The organism is Romboutsia sp. D33t1_170424_H2 (assembly GCF_015669105.1).
Classification (GTDB): domain Bacteria; phylum Bacillota; class Clostridia; order Peptostreptococcales; family Peptostreptococcaceae; genus Romboutsia_C; species Romboutsia_C hominis.
Genome location: NZ_JADOZQ010000006.1, coordinates 93,986 through 116,049, shown reverse-complemented (window position 1 = coordinate 116,049; position 22,064 = coordinate 93,986). Strand labels below are relative to the sequence as shown.

The window sequence follows — 22,064 nt, the reverse complement described above, 5'->3', positions numbered from 1 at the left end:
TACTTATAGTAAAGAATAATTTAAGTGTGGAGAGGACGAAGGAAATGAAGCAATATATAGTTATAGGTTGTGGAAGATTTGGAGCATCAGTTGCTACAACTATGCATCTTTTAGGTCATCAAGTGATGGCTATAGATAAAAGTGAAGAAATTATACAAAATATAGCAGATAAAGTAACTCATGCTGCTATAGTAGATGTAACAGATGAGCAGTCATTAAGATCTTTAGGACTAGGTAACTTTGATGTTGCAATAGTTGCCATCGGTTCAGATATAAGAGCATCTATAATGGCTACACTTATAGCAAAAGAAATGGGTGTACCTCATATAGTATGTAAGGCAAAAGATGAACTACAAGCTAAAGTTCAATATAAAATAGGAGCGGATAGGGTAGTATTCCCAGAAAGAGATATGGGTGTTAGAGTTGCACATAACTTAGTTTCTGATAATATACTAGATCATATAGAATTAGATCCAGATTATTCAATTGTAGAGATAGTAACACCAAATAGTTGGGTAGGAAAGACTTTAGTTGAATTAAACTTAAGAGCTAAGTTTGAAATAACTGTATTAGCTATAAAAACAGGTAAGAGCATAAATGTTACTCCAGCTCCAGATGAAGAGTTAAAAGCAGGTAGTATTTTGGTTGTAATAGGTCAAAATAGCCATATAAGTACTATCGCATCAGAAAATGAAGAATTTATTAGGAGAAAGTAATAATGCCTACAATAATAACAGCTAAAGATAATAATAAAGTAAAATATACGAAATCACTACTTAAGACTAAAAATAGAAATAAAGAATCTAAATTTATAATTGAAGGATATAGAATACTAACTCTTGCAGTAGAATGTAAGGCTAGTCTAGATTATGTATTTATAAATGAAGATTTTGAAAATAAAGAAGAACATCTTAAATTTTTAGATACCCTAAAAACTAATAATATAAAAATTTATAAAACGACTAATAAAATATTCAATGAATTAATAGATACGGAAAACACTCAAGGTATTTTAGGAGTAGTAAACTTTAAACAAAGAAATATAGAAGAGTATTTAAAAGATGAGCATAAATTTGTTTTAATATTAGATAGAATACAAGACCCAGGTAATATGGGTACGATAATAAGAACAGCAGATGCTGCAGGGGTAGATGCAATAATTGCATTAAAAGGATGTGTAGATATATACAATCCAAAGGTTATAAGGTCTACTATGGGTTCTATATTTGATATGAATATAATACATGCTACTCAAGAAGAAGCTCTTAGAATTTTAAAATTAAAGAACTTTGATATAGTATCAAGTTATTTAAATACAAACAATTACTACAACACAGTTGAATATAATTACAAAACAGCTTTAGTAATAGGAAATGAAGCTAATGGAATAAATGATGAATTAGTATCAAAATCAGATATGTTGGTCAAAATACCTATATATGGGAATGCAGAATCATTAAATGCAGCTATAAGCTCTGCAATATTAATGTATGAAATAAAGAAATACTTAGTTTAACATCTTGTAAATATTATGCATAGTATGATATAATTAAACGCAAAAACAATATTATCAAATACTATGAAAGAGAAAAGTATTTTGAATTAACTTAGCACAGAGATAAGTACCGTAGGCTGTGAGTACTTTCTAAGTATCCAAAAGAAGTTCCCTCTGGAGTATTAAAGCTGAAATTATAGTAGGCTTTAACGTTAAAACGCGTTAAGTTTGTTAGAGGTGGTTTAATAATTTATAATTATTAAGCTACTAGGGTGGTACCGCGAATAATAGTCTTTCGTCCCTAGATAGGGATGAAGGGCTTTTTTTATACAAAAAACTGCGAAAGGGTGAATTAATATAATGCAAGAAAAATTACTTAATTTACAAGAAGCTGCATTAAATGAAATTAAAGATACTTCTAGTATAGAAGTTGTTGAAAGTTTAAGAGTAAAGTACATGGGTAAAAAAGGTGAGATAACATCAATCCTAAAAGAAATGGGTAAATTATCAGCAGAAGAAAGACCTGTAATAGGTAAAGTTGCTAATGAAGTTAGAGCGGCTATAGAAGGTGCTATATCTTCAAAGAAAGAAGAGTTAAAGTTAGCAGAAAAACAAAGAAAATTAGCAGAAGAAGTTATAGATGTAACTATGCCATCAAGAACAGTTAAAGTTGGTAAAAAGCATCCAATATCTCAAATAATAGATGAAGTAAATGAAATATTTATAGGAATGGGATTCTCTATAGCAGAAGGGCCAGAAGTTGAAACTATAGAAAATAACTTTGATGCATTAAATGCACCAAAAGATCATCCATCTAGAGATATGAGTGATACTTTCTATATAAATGAAGAGTTATTACTTAGAACTCAAACTTCACCAGTTCAAGTTAGAACAATGAAGAGTCAGGAATTACCAATAAAAATAATATCTCCAGGAAGATGTTTTAGATTTGATGCTCCAGATGCTACACATTCACCAATGTTCCATCAAGTTGAAGGACTTGTAGTTGGTAAAGATGTAACAATGGCACAATTAAAAGGAACTTTAGATATGTTCGTTAAGAAGTTATTTGGTGAGCATACAAAAACTAAGTTTAGACCACACAACTTCCCATTCACAGAGCCAAGTGCAGAAGTAGACGTTACTTGCTTTAAATGTGAAGGAGCAGGATGTCCAATGTGTAAAGGTGAAGGTTGGATAGAAATACTAGGAGCAGGTATGGTTCATCCAAATGTACTTAGAAACTGTGGAATTGACCCAGAAGTTTATAGTGGATTTGCATTTGGTATGGGACTTGATAGAATAACAATGCTTAAGTATGAAATAGATGATATAAGACTATTATTTGAAAATGATATGAGATTTTTAAATCAATTTTAATTAGGAGGATTTAAGATGTTAGTACCTTTAAAATGGTTAAGAGATTACGTTGATATAGATTTAGATACACAAGAATTCGCTGATATGATGACTATGACAGGATCAAAAGTTGAGAAAGTAGAGTTCTTTGGAAAAGAAACAAATGGAGTTGAAGTATGTAAAATACTTGAAATAGAACAACATCCAGATGCAGATAGATTAAAAGTAACAAAGGTTGAAGTAGCTGATGGACAAATACTTCAAATAGTAACTAATGCAACTAACATAAAAGTAGGAGACTATGTACCAGTTGCTAGAATAGGTGCAGTATTACCTGGAGATTTCAAAATAAAGAAAGGTAAGTTAAGAGGAGTATTATCAGAAGGAATGTTCTGTGGTGCAGAGGAATTAACTATACCTTCTCAATACGTTGAAGAACATAAAAAAGATGGCATATATATATTAGACCATGAAGAATCTTTTGAATTAGGAAAAGATGTTAGAGAAGTTTTAGGAATAAACGATGCATTAATAGAATTTGAAATAACTTCTAATAGACCAGATTGTAGATCTATAATAGGATTAGCAAGAGAAGCTGCCGTTACTGTAGGAAAAGAATTAAAATTCCCAGGAATAAAAGTAAATGGTTCTGATGAAGAAATGCAATTTGAAATAGATATTCAAACAGATTTATGTAAGAGATATTGTGGAAAAGTTGTAAAAGACGTTAAAGTTGGGCCATCTCCATACTGGATGCAAAGAAGACTTATAGAAGCTGGAATGAGACCAATAAACAACATAGTAGATATAACTAACTATGTTATGTTAGAGCTAGGTCAACCACTTCATGCATTTGACTTAGAAGATATAAAATACAATAAAATGACAGTTAAATTAGCTGAGCAAGGTGAAAAGTTTACTACGCTAGATGGTGTTGAAAGAGAATTAACATCAGACATGTTAGTTATAGGAAATGAAGAAAAAACTTTAGACTTAGCAGGAATAATGGGTGGAGAAAATTCTGAAGTTAAAGATACAACTACATCAATATTCCTTGAAGGTGCAAGCTTTGCAAAAGAAAGTATAAGAGCTACATCTAAGAAATTAGGACTTAGAACAGAAGCTTCATCAAGATTTGAAAAAGGTATAGATGTTAATTTAGCAGAGACTGCTGTAAATAGAGCATGTCAATTAATAGAAGAATTAGGATGCGGTAGAGTTCTTAATGGAATGCTTGACTACTATCCAGTAAAAGAAGAAGTTCAAAAGATAACTGTTAACCCTGTGAGAATAAACAAATTATTAGGTGTTAACGTACCTATGGACCAATTTATAAGCATATTAGAAAGATTAGAGTTTAAATGTAACCTAATATCTTCTGAAAAATTAGAATTAGAAGTTCCAAGCTTTAGACTAGATATAGCTGAAGATGCAGATATATTAGAAGAAATAGCTAGAATATACGGATATGAAAATATACCAACAGCTACTTTAGAAGGAAATGCTACAGCAGGTGTAAAAACTGATAAACAAAAGTTCACAGATAAGATAGTATCTAGTTCAATAGCAGCAGGCTTAAATGAAATATTAACATATTCATTTGTAAGCCCAAGAGGTGTTGATAGAATAAATTTATCATCTGAAGACTCTAGAAGAAACTTTGTAAAACTAATGAATCCATTAGGTGAGGAAACTTCAGTTATGAGAACTACACTAATACCTAATATGTTAGAAGTATTATCTACAAATGTAGCTCATAAAGTTGAAGAAGTATCAGCATTTGAATGTGGAAATACATTCACACCACAAGAAGGATTACCAGTAGAAACGAAGAAATATTGTATAGGAATGTATGGAAAAGATGTAGATTTCTTCTCTATAAAAGGTGTTGTAGAAAGTGTACTAAATAATGTAGGGTTCAAAGGATATGAAATAGAACCAGAAAAAACTAACCCAACATTCCATCCAGGAAGATGTGCTAAAGTTATGTTTAATGGAGAATGCATAGGTACATTTGGAGAATTACATCCAGACGTAATAGAAAATTATAACTTAGGACAAAGAGTTTATGTTTGTGAAATGAATGTAGAATCTGTATTTGAAAATACATCAACAGAAAAAACTTATACTCCATTACCTAAGTATCCATCTACATCAAGAGATATAGCTTTATTAGTTAAGGATGAAGTATATGTTAAAGAAATAGAAGATATAATAAAAGCTAATGCAGGTGGATTAGTTGAAAGCTACAAATTATTTGACGTATATAAAGGTGCTCAAATAGAAGAAGGATACAAGTCTATAGCATACTCTATAACATATAGAAGTATAGAGAAAACTTTAACTGATGAAGATGTGGCAAAAGTACACGATAAAATATTAAATGAGTTAAGTGAAAAATTAGGTGCAACACTAAGATCTAACTAATACAAGGGGGATATTAGTATGAACAAAGTTACCGTTAAGATACATGGTGCAGAGTATCCTATGGTTGGAGAAAAATCTGAAAAACATATGATAAGTGTAGCAGCATTTGTAGATACAGAAATGAATAAAATAGGTGAGGCTAATAAAAGATTAAGCTCATCTCAAGTAGCTATATTAGCAGCTATAAATATAACAGATGAATTGTTTGATTGTGCAGATACACTAGAAAAAGTAGAAAAAGAAAATGAAGAATTAAAGAAAAAAGTTGGAAATAGTGGGGAAGAATATAAGCTTGAAATAAAAGAGCTTGAATACCACTTAGAAAACAAAGATAAAGAAAATAAGAACCATATATCTAAGATAGAAGAACTTAATAAGTTAATAGAGGAACAAAAGAAAGAAATAGAGCAACTAAAAAATGGTACTAATTTATCTAAACAAGAAGTTGAAGATTTAAAAAATGAAATAAAAGAGCTTAAATCATCTGTTGAAATGGCAGAAGAAAAAGCTAATGTTGCAGAACAACTTTCTTCTAAATTCCAAAATGATGCATATAAATTACAATTAGAAAAAATTGAAATAGAAAATGAATTAAAATATCTTAGAGCAATGAAATAAGTTTACTTATATTTAAAATTAAACCTTCAGGGGGACCTGAAGGTTTTAATTTTAAGACTTAGGGACATTATAAATATAGAAAAAATATTACGTATAGGAGGAGAAGTATGAAAGACATAGAATTATTAGCACCCGTTGGTTCCTTTGAAGCGTTAAAAGCAGCTGTTCAAAATGGTGCAAATGCAGTTTACTTAGGAGGAAAAGAATTTAGTGCTAGAGCATCAGCAAATAATTTTGATAGAGAAGAATTAAGAGAAGCAGTAAAATATGCTCACATAAGAGGAGTACAAGTTTTTGTAACGGCTAATACATTAATAAAACAAAATGAAATAGAAGATTTTTTAAAGTATGCTAAATATCTATACGACATAGATGTAGATGCAGTTATACTTCAAGACATAGGTATAGCTAGAATTATTAAAAATGAGTTACCTGATTTTGAAATACATGCAAGTACACAAATGGTAGCACATTCTTTAGAAGATGTTAGATATCTAGAAAATGCTGGATTTGATAGAGTAGTACTAGCAAGAGAAGTTAAAGTAGATGAAATAAAATATATATGCGATAACTGTAAAGCAGATATAGAAGTATTTGTTCATGGAGCACTGTGTGTATGCTATTCTGGACAATGTTTAATGAGTTCTATGATAGGTAACAGATCAGGAAATAGAGGAAGATGTGCTCAACCATGTAGACAAAGATATGAACTTTTAGATGTTTATACTGGAGAAGTAGTAAATAGCAATGGAGACTATTTATTAAGTCCAAGAGATTTAAGTACAATAGAAGAAATAGATAAAATAATAGATGCAGGAGTTCATTCTCTTAAGATAGAAGGTCGTATGAAAAGACCTGAGTATGTAGCTACTGTTATAGAGAGTTATAGAAAAACTATAGATGAATACTTACAAACTAAAAAAGTGAATGTTTCAGATGAAACAATCAGCGATTTATACACTATATTTAATAGAAAATTTACAAAAGGACTTATCTTAGGAGAAGTTGGCGCAGATGTAATGAATTCACAACTTCCAAACAATCAAGGATTATATGTAGGTAAGGTATTAGATTACAATAAAAAAGCTAAAAGATTAAAGATAAGACTTGAAAATACACTTAAAAAAGGCGATGGAATAAATCTTGGTGGTGGAACTATAGGAAGAATTATCAAAAATGGTGAGATAGATACTATAGGATATAAGGGCGAGATAATAGAACTAGATTTTATAGGTGAAGCTAAAAGAAACCAAATAGTATTTAAAACATCAGATAGCGAACTTATGGATAGAGTACAAGCTACATTTACTCAAGATAAAGAATTTGTTAAAAACATGATAGATTCATATATAAGTGTTAAGCTAGATAAAAAACCAATACTTACATTAGCTGATAAAAAAGGAAATACTGCCACAATAGAAGGAGATAAAGTAGTTGAAAAGGCTATGAAAGTAGCTTTAAGTGAGGAAAAAATAGAAACTCAGCTTAGGAAATTAGGTAATACTCCTTATGAAATGGATAGTGTAAATATAGAATTAGATGATAACGTAAGTTTACCAATAAGTATACTAAATCAGATGAGAAGAGATTGTATAGAACTTTTAGACAAAGAAAGGGTTAAGATAAAAAATAGAGATTTTAAAAATAGAAGATTATCATATAATCCAATTAAATTTAATCGAGATACGGTAAGTAATTTATCTGTTAAAGTTAAAAATTTAGAACAATTACAAAGTGCACTTGAGTGCGGTATAGATAAAATATATTATGAAGATACTAAAACATTAGAAGAAGCTATAAAAGCTGGACTAAAATATAATATAAAAGTTATATATTCAGCTCCTAGAATAATAAGAGGCAAGGAATACAAGCAATTAGAAAAAGCTAAAAATATAGGAGTAAATTCTATACAAGTAGGTATATGGGGAGCTATAGATTATTTTAAAGGTAAAGAGCTAAATATAGATTACTACTTAAATGCATTCAATAGTGAAACTATAAATTACTTTAAAGAAATAGGTGCAACTAATCTTTGTATATCTCAGGAATTAAACATAAATGAAATAAGAGAAACAATAAAATATACAGATATTAATATAGAATCTGTGGTTTATGGATATACTCCACTTATGATAACAGAATACTGTCCAATGGGAGTAGTAGTTCGAGATTGCAAAAAAGATAAAAGAGTTGCTAAATGTAGCCAAAGCACATATGCACTAAGAAACTCTAAAGGGGAAGAGTTTAGATTATCACAAGATCTATTCTGTAGAACAACTATATATAATACAAATGTTACTTGTATGTTAGATAACTTATACGAACTAAATGAAATAGGTATAAATACATTTAGATTAGATTTTACATTAGAAGATAGTCAAACTGTTAAGAAGGTAATAGAGGCATATCAAGAAGTATTAAGTAACAACTACAAATTAGGAAGTAAAGCTACAAAACTTTATAATGAATTAGATGCTAAAGGTGTAAGTGCAGGTCATTATTACAAGGGAGTAGAATAAATTAAATTTGTATAGTAAGTATATGTATTATCAACAATATCAAATATATTTACTTAAAAAATTATAATAGATTTAATATTTATATAGGAGGTATTGGGAAATGAGAGAACAAGCAGTAGGATTAGTAAATAAATATTTAAAATCTGAACATCTAATAAAGCACTCATATGCAGTAGAAGCTGTAATGAAAGCTTTAGGAAATAAACTAGAACCAGAAAAATCTGATGACTGGGCATTAGCAGGATTACTACATGATTTAGATTCAGATATGTTAGATTATAAAAATAATCCAGAAGAATCTAAATTGCATGGGATCAAAACTATCGAATTACTTAAAAATGAAGGTTTTGGAAATGATTACATATATCAAGCAATAAAAGCTCATAATGAAGATAATGGAACAAAAAGAATAAGCACAATTGATAAAGCTATATATGCAGCAGATCCAATAACTGGATTTATAACAGCCATAGCTTTAGTTTATCCAGATAAGAAATTATCTAGTGTAAAAGTAAAGTCTATAACTAAGCGTATGAAAGAACTTAAATTTGCAGCAGGAGCAAACAGGGATGCAATGAGAAGCATAGAAGAATTAGGCATTCCATTTGCTGAATTTGCACAACTATCACTAGAGGCAATGCAAGGAATAAGTGATGAGCTAGGACTATAGAGATATAATATACATAAATTGACTATAATTAATAAATATGATAATATTATCAACAGTATAAAAGTTGAATAATGCTCTGGGTATTAGTATCCAGAGCATTTTTAAATATATATAATATAAAGTTTAGTATAAATTAAATTTAGTAAATTCGTATAACTTAGCCAATATAAAATATTTTTATTATGTATGGCTAATATAGATTTGCATAAAATTTATTAATTTAACTTTTGTATATATAAAATAAACTTGAAAGAGAGACGGATATTATGAGCAGAAAAAAAGTTTTTAATGGTAAAAGATTAAAAATAGCTAGAATGTATAGAGGAAAAACTATAGATATGCTAGCTAAAGAAATAAATATAAATAAAAAAGATATAATTGCTTTTGAAGAGGAAAAGTACAAGCCAACTCCAGAAAATGAAATGAAATTAGCAAATGCTTTAAGGTTTCCAAAAGAATACTTCTTCCAAATGGATAACATTAAAGTTGTAGTTGATAGTACTCATATAAAGCCAGAATCGAGAATACCTAGAGTAGAAGAAATTTCATACAAAGAAAAGTTAGTAATGGCACATAAAATATTATCTTTTATAGAAGGATATATACAATTCCCAGAAATGAACATACCAACTAACTTAAATAGAAACGATGATATAGAGACATTAGCAACAAAAGTAAGAAGACATTTTGAATTAGGTGATGGACCTATAGGAAATGTGTTAAGCGTGTTAGAGTATAATGGGATAATAGTAACAGACACTAATGTAAATACAAAAGGAGCACTAGCGTTTACGCAAAAACAAACAACTGATAAAAATACTAGATATATAGTATCTTTAGGAAATGATAAAAAATCAGCGACTACAAGAAACTATGACTTAGCTTATGAATTAGCATACATGGTTAGTGTTGAAGCGGGGATACAAGCTAAAAAATTCTCAAAAGATGAATTTGCGTGTGCATTTTTATTGCCAGAAGAAACATTCTTACCAGATTTAAAAGATGTTAATGAGATAGAGGATTTTGTAGAATTAAAAGCAAAATGGATAGTTCCAATATGGGCTATGATATTAAGAGGATACCAGCTAGGTGTTATTAATTACAAGAAATATATGTACTTAATGAACCAAATGGATAAGAAAGGTTGGAGCAAGAAGGAACCATTAGATGCTAATATAAAAGCAACAAGTCCAGTTTTACTTAGAAAATCTGTGGATATGATACTTGAAAGTGGTATTATGAGTGGAGCTACTTTAGTGGATAACTTAGCAAGTTGTGGATTAAGCCTTTATCCTGATGAAATAGAGTCATTATTAGGACTAAAAGAAGGAAAATTAGCACCTAAAGTTAAGAGAGATAATGTAACAAAGGTTAATTTTAAAAATAAAAAATAATACCAAAAGAGTAACAAAGCCTAAGTTATAATAAGCATTTGTTACTCTTTTAAATTGTAATAATTTATTAAATAAAATATCTTAAAATAATAGTAGAAAATTAGAATATTTTTTTAACAAATATTTAACACAAAAAACATATACAAAGTATAGAATTTTATGTTATTTTAAACTTAAGGATAAGAAATCGAACCTAACATAAAAGAATAAATTTAACATAAAATAATTATATAACAACAGTAAGATAAAAAATAAAGTTTTTAAATATAATTCCAGTATTATTTAAAATCCTGCCTATAAAAATTCTAAAACCTTAAATTTAAATTCACTAAACTTAATTAATTATAATAAAGGAGGTAATAATTATTTGATAAACTTAATGATTATGTGTTCATTAGTTCTATTAATATGTATAACATCAAGTAAAATTTTATATAAATTTGGAGTCCCAATTCTTCTAATTTTTATAGGATTAGGAATGTTGACTGGATCTGATGGTATTGTTGGAATATATTTTGATAACTATGAATTAACAAGACAGATATGTTCTATAGGATTAGTTTTTATAATGTTCTATGGAGGATTTGGTACTAGTTGGGATATGGCAAAACCAGTTGCTGTTCCATCAATACTTCTATCAACAGTAGGTGTTGTTATAACTGCTGGTTTAACAGGAATATTTTGCTTTAAGGTATTTGATACTTCTTTATTAGAAGGATTACTTATAGGATCGATAGTTGCATCTACAGATGCGGCATCAGTTTTCGCAATATTACGTTCTCAAAAGTTAAACTTAAAGGGATCTATTGCTTCAATATTAGAGATTGAAAGTGGAAGCAATGACCCTTTAGCATATATGTTGACTATAATTATTTTAGGATTAATGGCAGATAAAGGATATGATACCATAATACCAATGCTTTTAAATCAAGTTGTAGTTGGAATTTTATCGGCTGTTTTATTAGGTAAGCTTACAATTTATTTATTAAGAAATACCAAGTTTGAAATAGATGGATTTTATCCTATATTTGTTATGGGAATAGCAGTACTATCTTATGCTTTAAGTGAGCATTTTGGTGGAAATGGATATTTATCTGTATATATGACTGGTATTATGATAGGTAACAGTAAGATACCACATAAAAAAAGTATGTTCCAATTTTTTGATGGAATTTCATGGATTATGCAAATAATGTTATTTTTCATATTAGGACTGCTATCATTCCCATCGCAAATACCTTCTGTAATGATAAAAGGTATTTCCATATCTATATTTATGATTTGTATAGCAAGACCAATAGCAATTTTTAGCATACTAAGTTGGTTTAAAATTCCTTTAAAGCAACAAGCTTTTGTATCTTGGGTAGGTCTTAGAGGTGCTGCTTCAATAGTTTTTGCAATATATGCAGTAACTTATGGAGTTCCTGTTGAAAGTGATATTTTCCATATAGTATTTTTTGTTGCTTTGTTCTCTGTTGCGATACAAGGTACACTTTTACCTACAGTAGCTAAAAAGCTCGACTTAATTGATGATAAGTCTCCAGTATTAAAGACATTCAATGATTACAGGGAAGAGATAGGTACAAATTTATTAGAAATAACGGTTCAAAATAATAGTGGCATTGCAAATAAAGCTATAATGGATTCAAATATACCAGAGGATATACTTATCGTAATGATAAAGCGTAACAAGGAAGTATTGATTCCAAATGGATCTACTCAAATTCTTCCTCAAGATGTGTTAGTTATAGCTGGAAATGATTTTGAGGTATTGAATGACTTATTATGTAAAAGCAATTAATATTTATGTATATAAGTAAATTTATGCTACAGGATATATTTAAATATCGTTCGAAAAATAGTTTTTTGTTAATATAGGGAAAGAATTTTAGGATTATATTTAAATTCTTTATTAAATAATAAATAATTTGATAGGGGTATGTGCCCCTATTTTTTTGCTTGTAATAAATTTTATTAATAGTAAAGAGATTTAAACTGTAATATAAGTACAATTTACTGTGTCCTATGTATATTTATTTGATTATCAAATGTATTAGGAATTATAATAAAATTAAATAAACTACCAAACGAAAATATTGCAATACTAATAAAATAAGGGGGATGTGTTATGAAAAAAATGAAAATGCTATTATTAGTATTTTTAACAGGAGTTGTACTAGGGGGATGTACTACTTCAAAATTAAGTGAATCTTATGATGAAGAATTGTTAAAAGAATATGCTCAAGGAATAGTTAATATGATTTGTAATGACGAGTATAGTAAAGTTATAGATAAAATGAGTGAAAATTTAAAAACTCAAATAAATGCAGAACAATTAAAAGAAGCGTGGCAACCTATGAAAGATAAACTAGGTAAATTTAAGTCTATTAACAAAGAAGAATTAATAGGTAATGAAGATTTAGCTACTGTAGTAGAAGTTGTGGAATTTGATAATGGTAAAGCACAGTTTACAATCACTTATAATGAAGATATGAAGCTAGAGGGGTTGTATATGAAATAATGTATATAAAAGATATATAAGTTGGCTTTAACATGTTAACTTATATATCTTTACTTATATAAGGGGGTATATTATGTTTTCTAATAAATATGAAAAGATAGTCTTTGGGATAATGATAGTTGTAATTATAGGTTTAATTATATTTTTTAATATAGACTATAGTCCTCATAAAATGCATTTTGAAGAAGATAAAATAAGGATAAAAATAGATAACATATATATAAAGGATATTAAAGCAGTAGAGCTATTAGATGACGTTCCTATAGGAAATAAAATAAAAGGCACTAGCACAGCAACATATTTAAGGGGAACTTTCCAAATAGACGGAGATGAAAAGGGGAATTTATATGTGTATCGTAATAGCAAACCATATATAAAAATCACAACAAGCGATAAAACCCTAATATACAATGATAAAGATAGTAATAAAACAATAGAAACATATAATCAATTAATAAAAAAGTATAATTTAAAAAGTAGCACAAATTCGGTTAAATATAACAATTTCAAGTCTAGCCAAACAAGCTATACTCAAAAAGATGATATAGTAATAGCTATATCAATGACGCCTGCAGTTTTAATTTTTGTAGGAATAGGAATATATTCATTTAAAAGAAAAACTCCTATGCACTTTTGGGCAGGGACTACAGTTAAATCAGAAGAAATAAGTAATATAAAAGCATATAATAGGGCAAATGGAATTATGTGGATTTCATATGGATTATCATTTTTATTGATACCATTACTTGGCTCTATGGTAGGAAGTATAGTTATTGCTATACTATCTCCATTTATGATAGTAGGAATGGTACTTTGTTATAGATGTATTTATAATAAATATAAGGTTAAATAGATTAAAAACGAAAGATGAGGAATTGAAACAAAAGGGGAAATTTATGGGATATATAAAATCATATACTAATTTGAGTAATATAGAAAAGAATGAAGTTTATAAATTCATAAAAGTTTTAGATTAAATATAAAATAAGTAGGGAAAATTCCCTACTTATTTTATATTTAACAAGAAACTAACCTTAGTTATGTTCATTCATTGATTTTAATATAGCAACTAAGTATTCCCAAGTACGAGTAGTTGAAGATATACTTAAATGCTCATTTGGTGTATGAACTTCAAACATGTTAGGTCCAAAAGATATAGCTTGTGCATGAGGCATTTTGTCTAATAATAATCCACATTCAAGACCAGCATGTAAAGCTTTTATAATAGGCTTTTTACCATTTAATTTTTCATAAGTATGGACACATATATCTTCTAATTTAGAACCTTTAGCATATTCCCATGCTGGGTAATCACTTTCTAAAGTAAATTCTCCACCTAAAGTTTGAGATAATAAGTTCATTTTATTAGTTATATTTTCTTTTAAAGAAGTAACTGAACTTCTAACAGCACATTCAAAAGTTACTTCATTTTCAAGAGTTCTAACAACACCTAAGTTAGTAGAACTTTCAACAAGTCCTTCTATATCCATACTCATAGTTTGGATTCCATTAGGTATTAAGTTTAAAGTTCTTATTACATTATTTTTACAATCATTAGTAAGAACCTTTTCAACAGTAGTTTCTTTACATTCTACAACTATGTCAGGATCAGAAGAAGCAAATTCATGTCTGAAAGTGTTTTCCATTTCTTTTATACATGCCATAGCTTTTTCTACATCATTCTTATCAACTACTATAACAGCTTCGCACTCACGAGGTATAGCATTGTTCTTAGAACCACCTTCAACTTTTGCTAAGTCAAAGTCAACACATAATGAGTTTAAAAGTCTTCCCATTAATATATTAGAGTTAGCTCTTTGTTTTATTATATCCATTCCTGAGTGTCCACCAAGAAGTCCTTTTATATCAACTAGTAGAGCTTGTTTGTTAGCATCTACATTGGTAAACTCAGCATTTAATTTAGAGTGAGCAGTAACCCCACCAGCACAACTTACAAGTAAGAAACCTTCTTCTTCTGAATCAAGGTTTATTATGTATTGTCCTTTAAGATTAGAACCGTCAAGAGCCATAGCTCCACTCATTCCAGCCTCTTCATCTGAAGTTATTAAAACTTCTATTTGAGGATGTGCTAAATCATTAGATGCAAGTACAGCCATACCCATAGCAACAGCTATACCGTTATCAGCACCAAGAGTAGTTCCTGTAGCATATATCATGTCATCTTCTATTCTTAATTTTATTGGGTCTTTAGTAAAGTCATGTTCTGTGTTTTTATTTTTTTCACAAACCATATCCATATGACCTTGAAGTATAACACCTGGACAGTTTTCATATCCTTTTGTAGCAGGTTTTCTTATTATGATATTTAACGCATCATCTTGGATAGTTTCTAAGCCTAAGTCTTCACCAAATTTTTTTAGATAATCACTTATAGCTTTTTCATTTCCAGAACCACGAGGTATCTGAGATATCTCTTCAAAATAATTAAAAACAAGCTCTGGATTTAAACCTTTTAATACGTTTTCCATAAGTATTCACTCCTTTTAGATGAAATTAAATATTTAAGTATATGCTAAGTAAAAAGCATGAAACTTAAATAATATAATTATATTATAACACTAAATCTAATATATTCCAAAATAAATAGTTAGTTTTGAAACTAATAAGTTTATATATATAGTAAAATACAGTTTTTATCCTATTATAAACAACTATATTTATGTATAATATTAGTTAGCTATACAAATAGTATAATACAAATATACATAAAATAAACGTAATTATATAGATATAGATTCAAGGAGGAAATAATGAATTCAAAAGCACTAAAGGTTTTAGAATTTGAAAAAATAATAGACCTATTGAAAAGCAAAGCATCATCTTCATTAGGTATGAGATACATAGAAAAACTAACACCAAGTTCTGACTTTAATGAAGTTAAGTCAAGATTAGAGGAAACAAGTGAGGCACAAGCCATACTTATAAAAAGAGGTTTTGTTGGATTACAGGGAATATACGATATAGAAGATAAGGTAAAGAGAGCAAGTGTAGGGGCAGCATTAGACCCAGGTAGCTTACTAATGATAGGAAATACTTTAAGAGTAGCTAGAATGCTTAGTAATAATTTAGCATCTAGTGAAGAAGAAGATTTTAACTACCCAATAATACAATCCCTATCAAATTCTTTATACACATATAGAGATTTAGAAGAAGAAATTTTCAATGCAATAATAAGTGAGGTAGAAATATCTGATAATGCATCTAGTGAGCTTAGAAATATAAGAAGAAGAATAGTACAAAAGAATCAATCTATAAGATCTAAGTTAAACTCAATAATATCTTCAACTACATATCAAAAGTACTTACAAGATGCAATTATATCTGTAAGAGGAGATAGATTTGTTGTGCCAGTAAAAGCTGAGTATAGATCACAAGTAGCTGGTATTGTACATGATCAATCATCATCTGGAGCAACATTATTTATAGAGCCTATGAGTATAGTTGATATGAATAATGAATTAAGACAATTAAGACTTCAAGAAAAAGAAGAGATAGAAAAAATATTAGCAGAATTATCTTCTAAGGTAGGAGAAATAAATAATGAACTATTAGCTAACCAAGAGATATTAGGAAGATTAGACTTTGCTTTTGCTAAGGGAAAATTATCTATACAAATGAGAGGTATAGAACCTACTTTAAATGAAGATAAATTTATAAATATAAAAAAGGGAAGACATCCATTACTAGATAAAGATACTGTTGTTCCAAACTCGATTTATTTAGGGAGAGAATTCCATACATTACTTATAACAGGACCTAATACAGGTGGTAAAACTGTAACTATCAAAACTGTTGGTTTATTTGCACTTATGAATCAAAGTGGACTTCACATACCTGCTGATTTTGGAAGTAGTATGTGTGTATATGATAATGTATTTGCAGATATTGGTGATGAGCAAAGTATAGAGCAAAGCTTATCTACATTTTCATCTCATATGACAAATATAGTATCTATATTAAAAGAAGTAACAGAAGACTCTTTAGTAATATTTGACGAGCTTGGGGCTGGAACTGACCCAATAGAGGGAGCAGCTCTTGCAATAGCTATACTTGAAGATGTAAAAAGCATTGGAGCTAAATGTATAGCTACAACACACTATAGTGAATTAAAGAACTATGCACTTACTAAAGAAGGTGTTGAAAATGCAGCTGTTGATTTTGACTTAGAAACTTTAAGTCCTACGTATAGATTACTTATAGGTGTTCCAGGGAAATCAAATGCCTTTGAGATTTCTAGAAAGTTAGGGCTAAGTGATTATGTAATAAGTAGAGCTAGAGAGTTTATAGATAGTGATAATATAGCAATAGAAGATGTACTTCAAAATGTAGAGAAAAATAGAATTAAAGCTGAAGAAGATAGAGAAGAAGCCGAAAAATTAAAGTCAGAAATAGAAAAGCTAAAGGCTGAGTACGATGAAAAGCTTGCGAAAATGAGTGAACAAAAAGAAAAGATAATGGAAAGAGCAAGACAAGAAGCCTTTAGAATAACAAGACAAGCAAAAGAAGAAGTAGATTTAATAGTAAAAGAACTTAGAGAACTAGAAAAAGAAAGAGCATCTAAAGAAAAGAATCAAAGGATAGAGGCGCTTAGAAAAGAAATATCTAGTTCAATGGGAAGTCTTCAACCAACTGTTAAGAGCATGATTGTTCCTAAAGTATCAAGTAAAGAAGTAAAAGACTTAAAAGTTGGGGAAGAAGTAAAAGTTATAACTTTAAATCAACAAGGTAGCGTTGTTTCAGTTGATAACAATAAAAAAGAAGCTGTTGTTCAAATAGGAATAATGAAGATGAATCTACCGTTTAAGTCTCTTCAAAAAGTTAAAAAAGACCCTAAAACAACAATCACTAAATCAACAAGAAGTATAATAAAAGCTAAATCAGGAAGAGTAAAAAGCGAAGTAGATTTAAGAGGTATGAATTTAGAAGAGGCTATAATGGAAGTTGAAAAATATTTAGATGATGCTTATGTAGCTGGCCTTGAAATGGTAACTGTTATACATGGCGTAGGAACTGGAGTATTAAAATCTGGACTACAAGATGTATTAAAGAGAAATAGACATGTTAAGTCTCAAAGAGCTGGACAATATGGAGAAGGTGGAGCTGGAGTTACTATCGTAAATCTAAAATAAAAAATGATTTGTTCACTATATCGTGAGATGTTTAAAATATATAATTTTGCGATATAGCAAATTTTTTATAAAAGTAATATATATAAGGTGGTACAATATGATTTTAGTATCAGCATGCTTACTTGGAATAAATTGTAAGTACAATGGAGAAAATAATAAAAATGAAAATGTAAAAAAGTTCTTAGAAGGTAAAGAGTTTATAATAGTGTGTCCAGAACAATTAGGAGGAATGAGCACACCAAGAGAACCTTCAGAAATAGTTAAACTAGATGGATATGATGTTATAAAAGGAAAAGCAAGTGTAATTAATAAGCAAAGATTGGATGTAACTAAAAAGTTTAGAAATGGAGCAGATGAAGCTTTAAAAATAGCTAAATTATATAACTGCAAAGAGGCTATATTAAAAGATGGAAGTCCATCTTGTGGTTCAAGTTATATATATGATGGAAGTTTTGCAGGTAAAAAGAAGGACGGCTTAGGAGTTACTGCTGCATTATTAATAGAAAATGGAATAAAAGTAATAAGTGAAAAAGAACTATAAGTAAAGTAAATTTTTATTTTAAATTTAAATGGAATAATTAACTTATACAAAATTGTATTATAAATAAGAATATTGCTAAAATATAGTTAATAAATAAACCAAATAACTTGAAAAAACTCATAAATTGATTTACCATAAAATAATAAGAATATGAGAGGAGAAATATAATGCAAGATTTTAAGATAGAAATAGCAAACTGCTTAAAAGAAAACATAGAAGATTTAACATTAGAAGAAATAGTTGGTCTTATAGAAGTACCACCAAACAAAGAAATGGGAGATTATGCATTTCCTTGCTTTAAATTAGCAAAAGTATTTAGAAAAGCTCCAAATATGATAGCGGCAGAATTAGCAGAAAAAATAGAAGCTAAAGGAGCAATATCTAAGGTATTACCTTTAGGAGGATATGTTAACTTCTTCGTTGACAAATCTCAATTAGCTAAAAATGTTATAAATGATGTTTTAACTCAAAAAGAAAAATACGGACACAGTGATTTAGGAAAGGATAAGACAGTTGTAATAGACTTCTCATCTCCAAATATCGCTAAGCCATTCCATATAGGGCATATAAGAACTACTGTTATAGGAAATTCTTTATACAAAATATATGATTCTCAAGGATACAATACAGTAAGAATAAATCACTTAGGAGACTACGGAACTCAATTTGGTAAGTTAATAGTAGCTTTCAAATTATGGGGTAGTAAAGAAGCTGTAGAAGCCAACCCAATACCAGAATTATTAAAATTATACATACAATTCCATGATGAAGCTGAAAAGCACCCAGAGATGGAAGATGAGGCAAGAGCTTGGTTCACTAAATTAGAAAATGGAGATGCTGAAGCTAAAGCATTATGGCAATGGTTCAGAGATGAAAGTTTAAAAGAATTTGCTAGAGTTTATGACTTATTAGATATAGAGTTTGATTCATATAATGGAGAAAGTTTCTACTCTGACAAAATGGACTCAGTAATAGAAACTATAAAAGAAAAAGGATTATTAAAAGAATCTCAAGGAACAAATGTTGTTGAGTTAGAAGAATTCAATATGCCACCAGCTCTTATAACTAAAAATGATGGTTCAACATTATACATGACTAGAGACTTAGCAGCTGCAGTTTATAGAAAGAATAATTATGATTTCGACAAGTGTATATATGTAGTTGGTTCTCAACAAAGCTTACATTTCCAACAATTATTCAAAGTTCTAGAATTAGTTGGATTTGAATGGGCTAAAGATATGGTACATGTACCATTTGGTATGGTTGCTTTAGAAAATGGAACAATGTCTACAAGAAAAGGTAGAGTAGTATTCTTAGAAGACGTATTAAAGCAAGCTATAGAAAAAACAAAAGAAACAATGTTAGCTAAAAATCCTAATGCATTAAATGTTGATAAAATAGCTAAGCAAGTAGGTGTTGGAGCTGTTGTGTTCCAAGAGCTATCTAACAGCAGAATAAAAGATTATACATTCTCATGGGAAAGAACTTTAAGCTTTGATGGAGAAACTGGACCATACGTTCAATATACTCATGCAAGATGTTGTGCAGTTTTAAGAAAAGCTAATGAAGAAATAACTACAGATATAAATTATGAATTATTAAATGATGAAGATAGTTCAGAAGTATTAAAGGTTATAGCATCTTTCAACAAGTCTATACTTAATGCTTTAAGAAAGAATGAACCACACATAATAACTAGATTTGTATTAGATTTAGCACAAGCATTCAATAAATTCTACCATGACAATGCCATATTAGTTGAAGATGTTGAATTAAGAAAAGCAAGACTTGCTTTAGTTGCTGCTACTAGACAAACAATAGAGAATGCTCTTAAGTTATTAGGTATGCATGCACCAGAAAGAATGTAATTATAATATTGATTAAAAATTAATATTATAATTTAGATATAATATACAGTGGTAGCTAAAACTATTGGTTCTAGTTACCACTATAATATTTTCTAATATATTTATTTTAAATCTATGTAAAAATATAAATAGTAATAATTTATATAGTTTATTAAATATAATCAAGTTTTGAAATGGCAGTGAAAAACTGTCTCTTTTTTTTGGTTAGTCAAAGCAAAGTATATTAAGTATAATAGATGATAACAATAAAGTAATATAGAGTTTCATATGAGAAAGGTTAAGAGTATGATAGCTAATACTACAATAGAAAATAATATAAAAAATGCATATATATCAGCATTTGAAATGAATGACAAATCATTAAAAGATTTAATAATAATAAATACAAAATGTCTTATTGATGATAAAATACAGAGATATGTATATATAGATAGCAATAGACTAAGAGATGAATTAATATACTATAAATTTTATGGAGAGAAGTTAAGTAGTAAAAATATAATAAATATATTACTTCCAGTAATACTTTCAAACACAAACGCAGATAAAAGTGAAGAAGTTGTTATTGATTTAGTGAGTAAGTATATAAGGTTTCTTAAAATAGAAGAAAATACATATGAGTATATATTAAGTGCTATTTGCTATAATATTATAATCCATAAATTAATAGAAAATAAAAATGTAGAATATGAAGAATTATTGCAAAGTGCAAAAGAAAAAATTATAGGATTTACAATGGAATTAGATAAATCTCAAGTAGTTAAGTTTCAAATGGAACGAATTAAAGCAATACAAATAATAGACAAGTATATAGATTTAAAAGTATATGAATACGAAGAAGATAAAGTATTAATAAATATGTTAAATGTATTGTATGATATATATATTGAAGATAGGGAAATAAGTGATAATGGAATATTAAGTATAAAAAAATCTATACTATCTATACTAAACTTCGAAGAGAATTTAAATATAAACAATATAGACTTCACCTTATCAATGGCTGAATATGTAATTAAACTAAGAAAATATATAATTAACAAAAAGATTTATAATAATCGTGTAGATCCAAGATCCCTAATTAAATTAGAAGTAGGGGAAATTACTATAGATCCGATATTTAATCAAATTGAAATTATAAAAAAAGATTTTAAAAATGATATTCTTGAGATAGGAGTCAAAGCTAAATCAGGAATATATAATCTTAAATTTAAAAAATCTTAGTTAGTATTTTCTAGGTAATTAACAAAATCTTCTTCGCTAGTATCAGTTAAAAAGCATAGTTCTTTTATTATACTGTTTCTTAAATCTATAAATTCATTAAGTCCAGTATTTTCATTTGTATACTCTAAGGCTTTTATAATAAGCAATAAGTCCCTTTTTGATAAGGCATTGATAGATACTTGATCGATTAATTCCATAAAAAACTTCCTTTCTAAATTAGATATAATTATGATACTATTATTCTACAAAAAGGTTTAAAAAACCTTCTATTAAAGAAA

The 22,064-nt window shown here is 28.5% G+C and carries 17 protein-coding genes and 1 other annotated feature; of the genes, 15 read left to right on the top strand and 2 right to left on the bottom strand.

What is annotated here, in order from left to right; all coding sequences use genetic code 11:
• Positions 1 to 44 precede the first annotated feature (44 nt).
• The 11 genes from I4U66_RS08995 (at position 45) to I4U66_RS14645 (ending at position 13,856) form a co-directional block, all read left to right on the top strand.
• Positions 45 to 716, top strand: coding sequence for a potassium channel family protein (locus I4U66_RS08995; RefSeq protein ID WP_166506023.1), 672 nt, complete (start codon positions 45 to 47; stop codon positions 714 to 716).
• Between the two features lie 2 nt (positions 717 to 718).
• A complete protein-coding gene (locus I4U66_RS08990; RefSeq protein ID WP_166506022.1) occupies positions 719 to 1,516 on the top strand; it encodes a TrmH family RNA methyltransferase in 798 nt (265 codons plus the stop codon).
• A gap of 54 nt (positions 1,517 to 1,570) precedes the next feature.
• Positions 1,571 to 1,801 (top strand) — a binding site (T-box leader).
• A gap of 54 nt (positions 1,802 to 1,855) precedes the next feature.
• Positions 1,856 to 2,875 carry a phenylalanine--tRNA ligase subunit alpha gene (pheS, locus tag I4U66_RS08985; RefSeq protein WP_195581622.1) on the top strand — a complete coding sequence of 340 codons (1,020 nt, stop codon included), beginning with the start codon at positions 1,856 to 1,858 and terminating at the stop codon, positions 2,873 to 2,875.
• Positions 2,876 to 2,890: 15 nt separating this feature from the next.
• Positions 2,891 to 5,281, top strand: coding sequence for a phenylalanine--tRNA ligase subunit beta (gene pheT, locus I4U66_RS08980; RefSeq protein WP_195581623.1), 2,391 nt, complete (start codon positions 2,891 to 2,893; stop codon positions 5,279 to 5,281).
• 18 nt (positions 5,282 to 5,299) lie between these two features.
• Positions 5,300 to 5,899, top strand: a complete 600-nt coding sequence (gene zapA, locus I4U66_RS08975; protein ID WP_092923503.1) for a cell division protein ZapA — start codon at positions 5,300 to 5,302, stop codon at positions 5,897 to 5,899.
• 107 nt (positions 5,900 to 6,006) lie between these two features.
• Positions 6,007 to 8,418 carry a DUF3656 domain-containing U32 family peptidase gene (locus I4U66_RS08970; RefSeq protein ID WP_195238323.1) on the top strand — a complete coding sequence of 804 codons (2,412 nt, stop codon included), beginning with the start codon at positions 6,007 to 6,009 and terminating at the stop codon, positions 8,416 to 8,418.
• Between the two features lie 100 nt (positions 8,419 to 8,518).
• Positions 8,519 to 9,088, top strand: a complete 570-nt coding sequence (locus I4U66_RS08965; RefSeq protein WP_092923509.1) for an HD domain-containing protein — start codon at positions 8,519 to 8,521, stop codon at positions 9,086 to 9,088.
• A 266-nt stretch (positions 9,089 to 9,354) separates the two neighbouring features.
• On the top strand, positions 9,355 to 10,482 hold the full coding sequence (locus I4U66_RS08960; protein ID WP_195928777.1) for an XRE family transcriptional regulator: 1,128 nt from the start codon (positions 9,355 to 9,357) through the stop codon (positions 10,480 to 10,482).
• 367 nt (positions 10,483 to 10,849) lie between these two features.
• Positions 10,850 to 12,283, top strand: a complete 1,434-nt coding sequence (locus tag I4U66_RS08955) for a potassium/proton antiporter (protein ID WP_092923521.1) — start codon at positions 10,850 to 10,852, stop codon at positions 12,281 to 12,283.
• Positions 12,284 to 12,610: 327 nt separating this feature from the next.
• Entirely contained in the window at positions 12,611 to 13,003 is a 393-nt protein-coding gene (locus I4U66_RS08950) for a DUF3887 domain-containing protein (RefSeq protein WP_195928775.1), read from the top strand.
• A 73-nt stretch (positions 13,004 to 13,076) separates the two neighbouring features.
• The gene (locus tag I4U66_RS14645; RefSeq protein ID WP_207743625.1) at positions 13,077 to 13,856 is read left to right on the top strand and encodes a hypothetical protein; all 780 of its coding nucleotides are present in this window, start codon (positions 13,077 to 13,079) and stop codon (positions 13,854 to 13,856) included.
• A gap of 181 nt (positions 13,857 to 14,037) precedes the next feature.
• Here I4U66_RS14645 and I4U66_RS08940 read toward each other — a convergent pair whose 3' ends face one another.
• Entirely contained in the window at positions 14,038 to 15,492 is a 1,455-nt protein-coding gene (locus I4U66_RS08940) for an aminoacyl-histidine dipeptidase (RefSeq protein ID WP_092923536.1), read from the bottom strand.
• Between the two features lie 282 nt (positions 15,493 to 15,774).
• Here I4U66_RS08940 and I4U66_RS08935 point away from each other — a divergent pair, with 282 nt between their 5' ends.
• The 4 genes from I4U66_RS08935 to I4U66_RS08920 all read left to right on the top strand — a co-directional run bounded on the left by I4U66_RS08935 (position 15,775) and on the right by I4U66_RS08920 (position 21,786).
• Positions 15,775 to 18,153 (top strand): endonuclease MutS2, encoded by a 2,379-nt coding sequence (locus I4U66_RS08935; protein ID WP_195928773.1) that lies wholly within the window; start codon positions 15,775 to 15,777, stop codon positions 18,151 to 18,153.
• Positions 18,154 to 18,250: 97 nt separating this feature from the next.
• Positions 18,251 to 18,694, top strand: coding sequence for a DUF523 domain-containing protein (locus I4U66_RS08930; protein WP_092923543.1), 444 nt, complete (start codon positions 18,251 to 18,253; stop codon positions 18,692 to 18,694).
• A gap of 167 nt (positions 18,695 to 18,861) precedes the next feature.
• Positions 18,862 to 20,562, top strand: coding sequence for an arginine--tRNA ligase (argS, locus tag I4U66_RS08925; protein WP_195928771.1), 1,701 nt, complete (start codon positions 18,862 to 18,864; stop codon positions 20,560 to 20,562).
• A gap of 267 nt (positions 20,563 to 20,829) precedes the next feature.
• A complete protein-coding gene (locus I4U66_RS08920) occupies positions 20,830 to 21,786 on the top strand; it encodes a hypothetical protein (RefSeq protein ID WP_240294285.1) in 957 nt (318 codons plus the stop codon).
• On the opposite strand, the gene I4U66_RS08915 is transcribed toward I4U66_RS08920, so the two are convergent.
• Complete coding sequence (locus I4U66_RS08915) at positions 21,783 to 21,983, bottom strand: hypothetical protein (protein WP_092923549.1); 201 nt, start codon at positions 21,981 to 21,983, stop codon at positions 21,783 to 21,785. The genes I4U66_RS08920 and I4U66_RS08915 overlap by 4 nt on opposite strands.
• Positions 21,984 to 22,064: the final 81 nt, after the last annotated feature.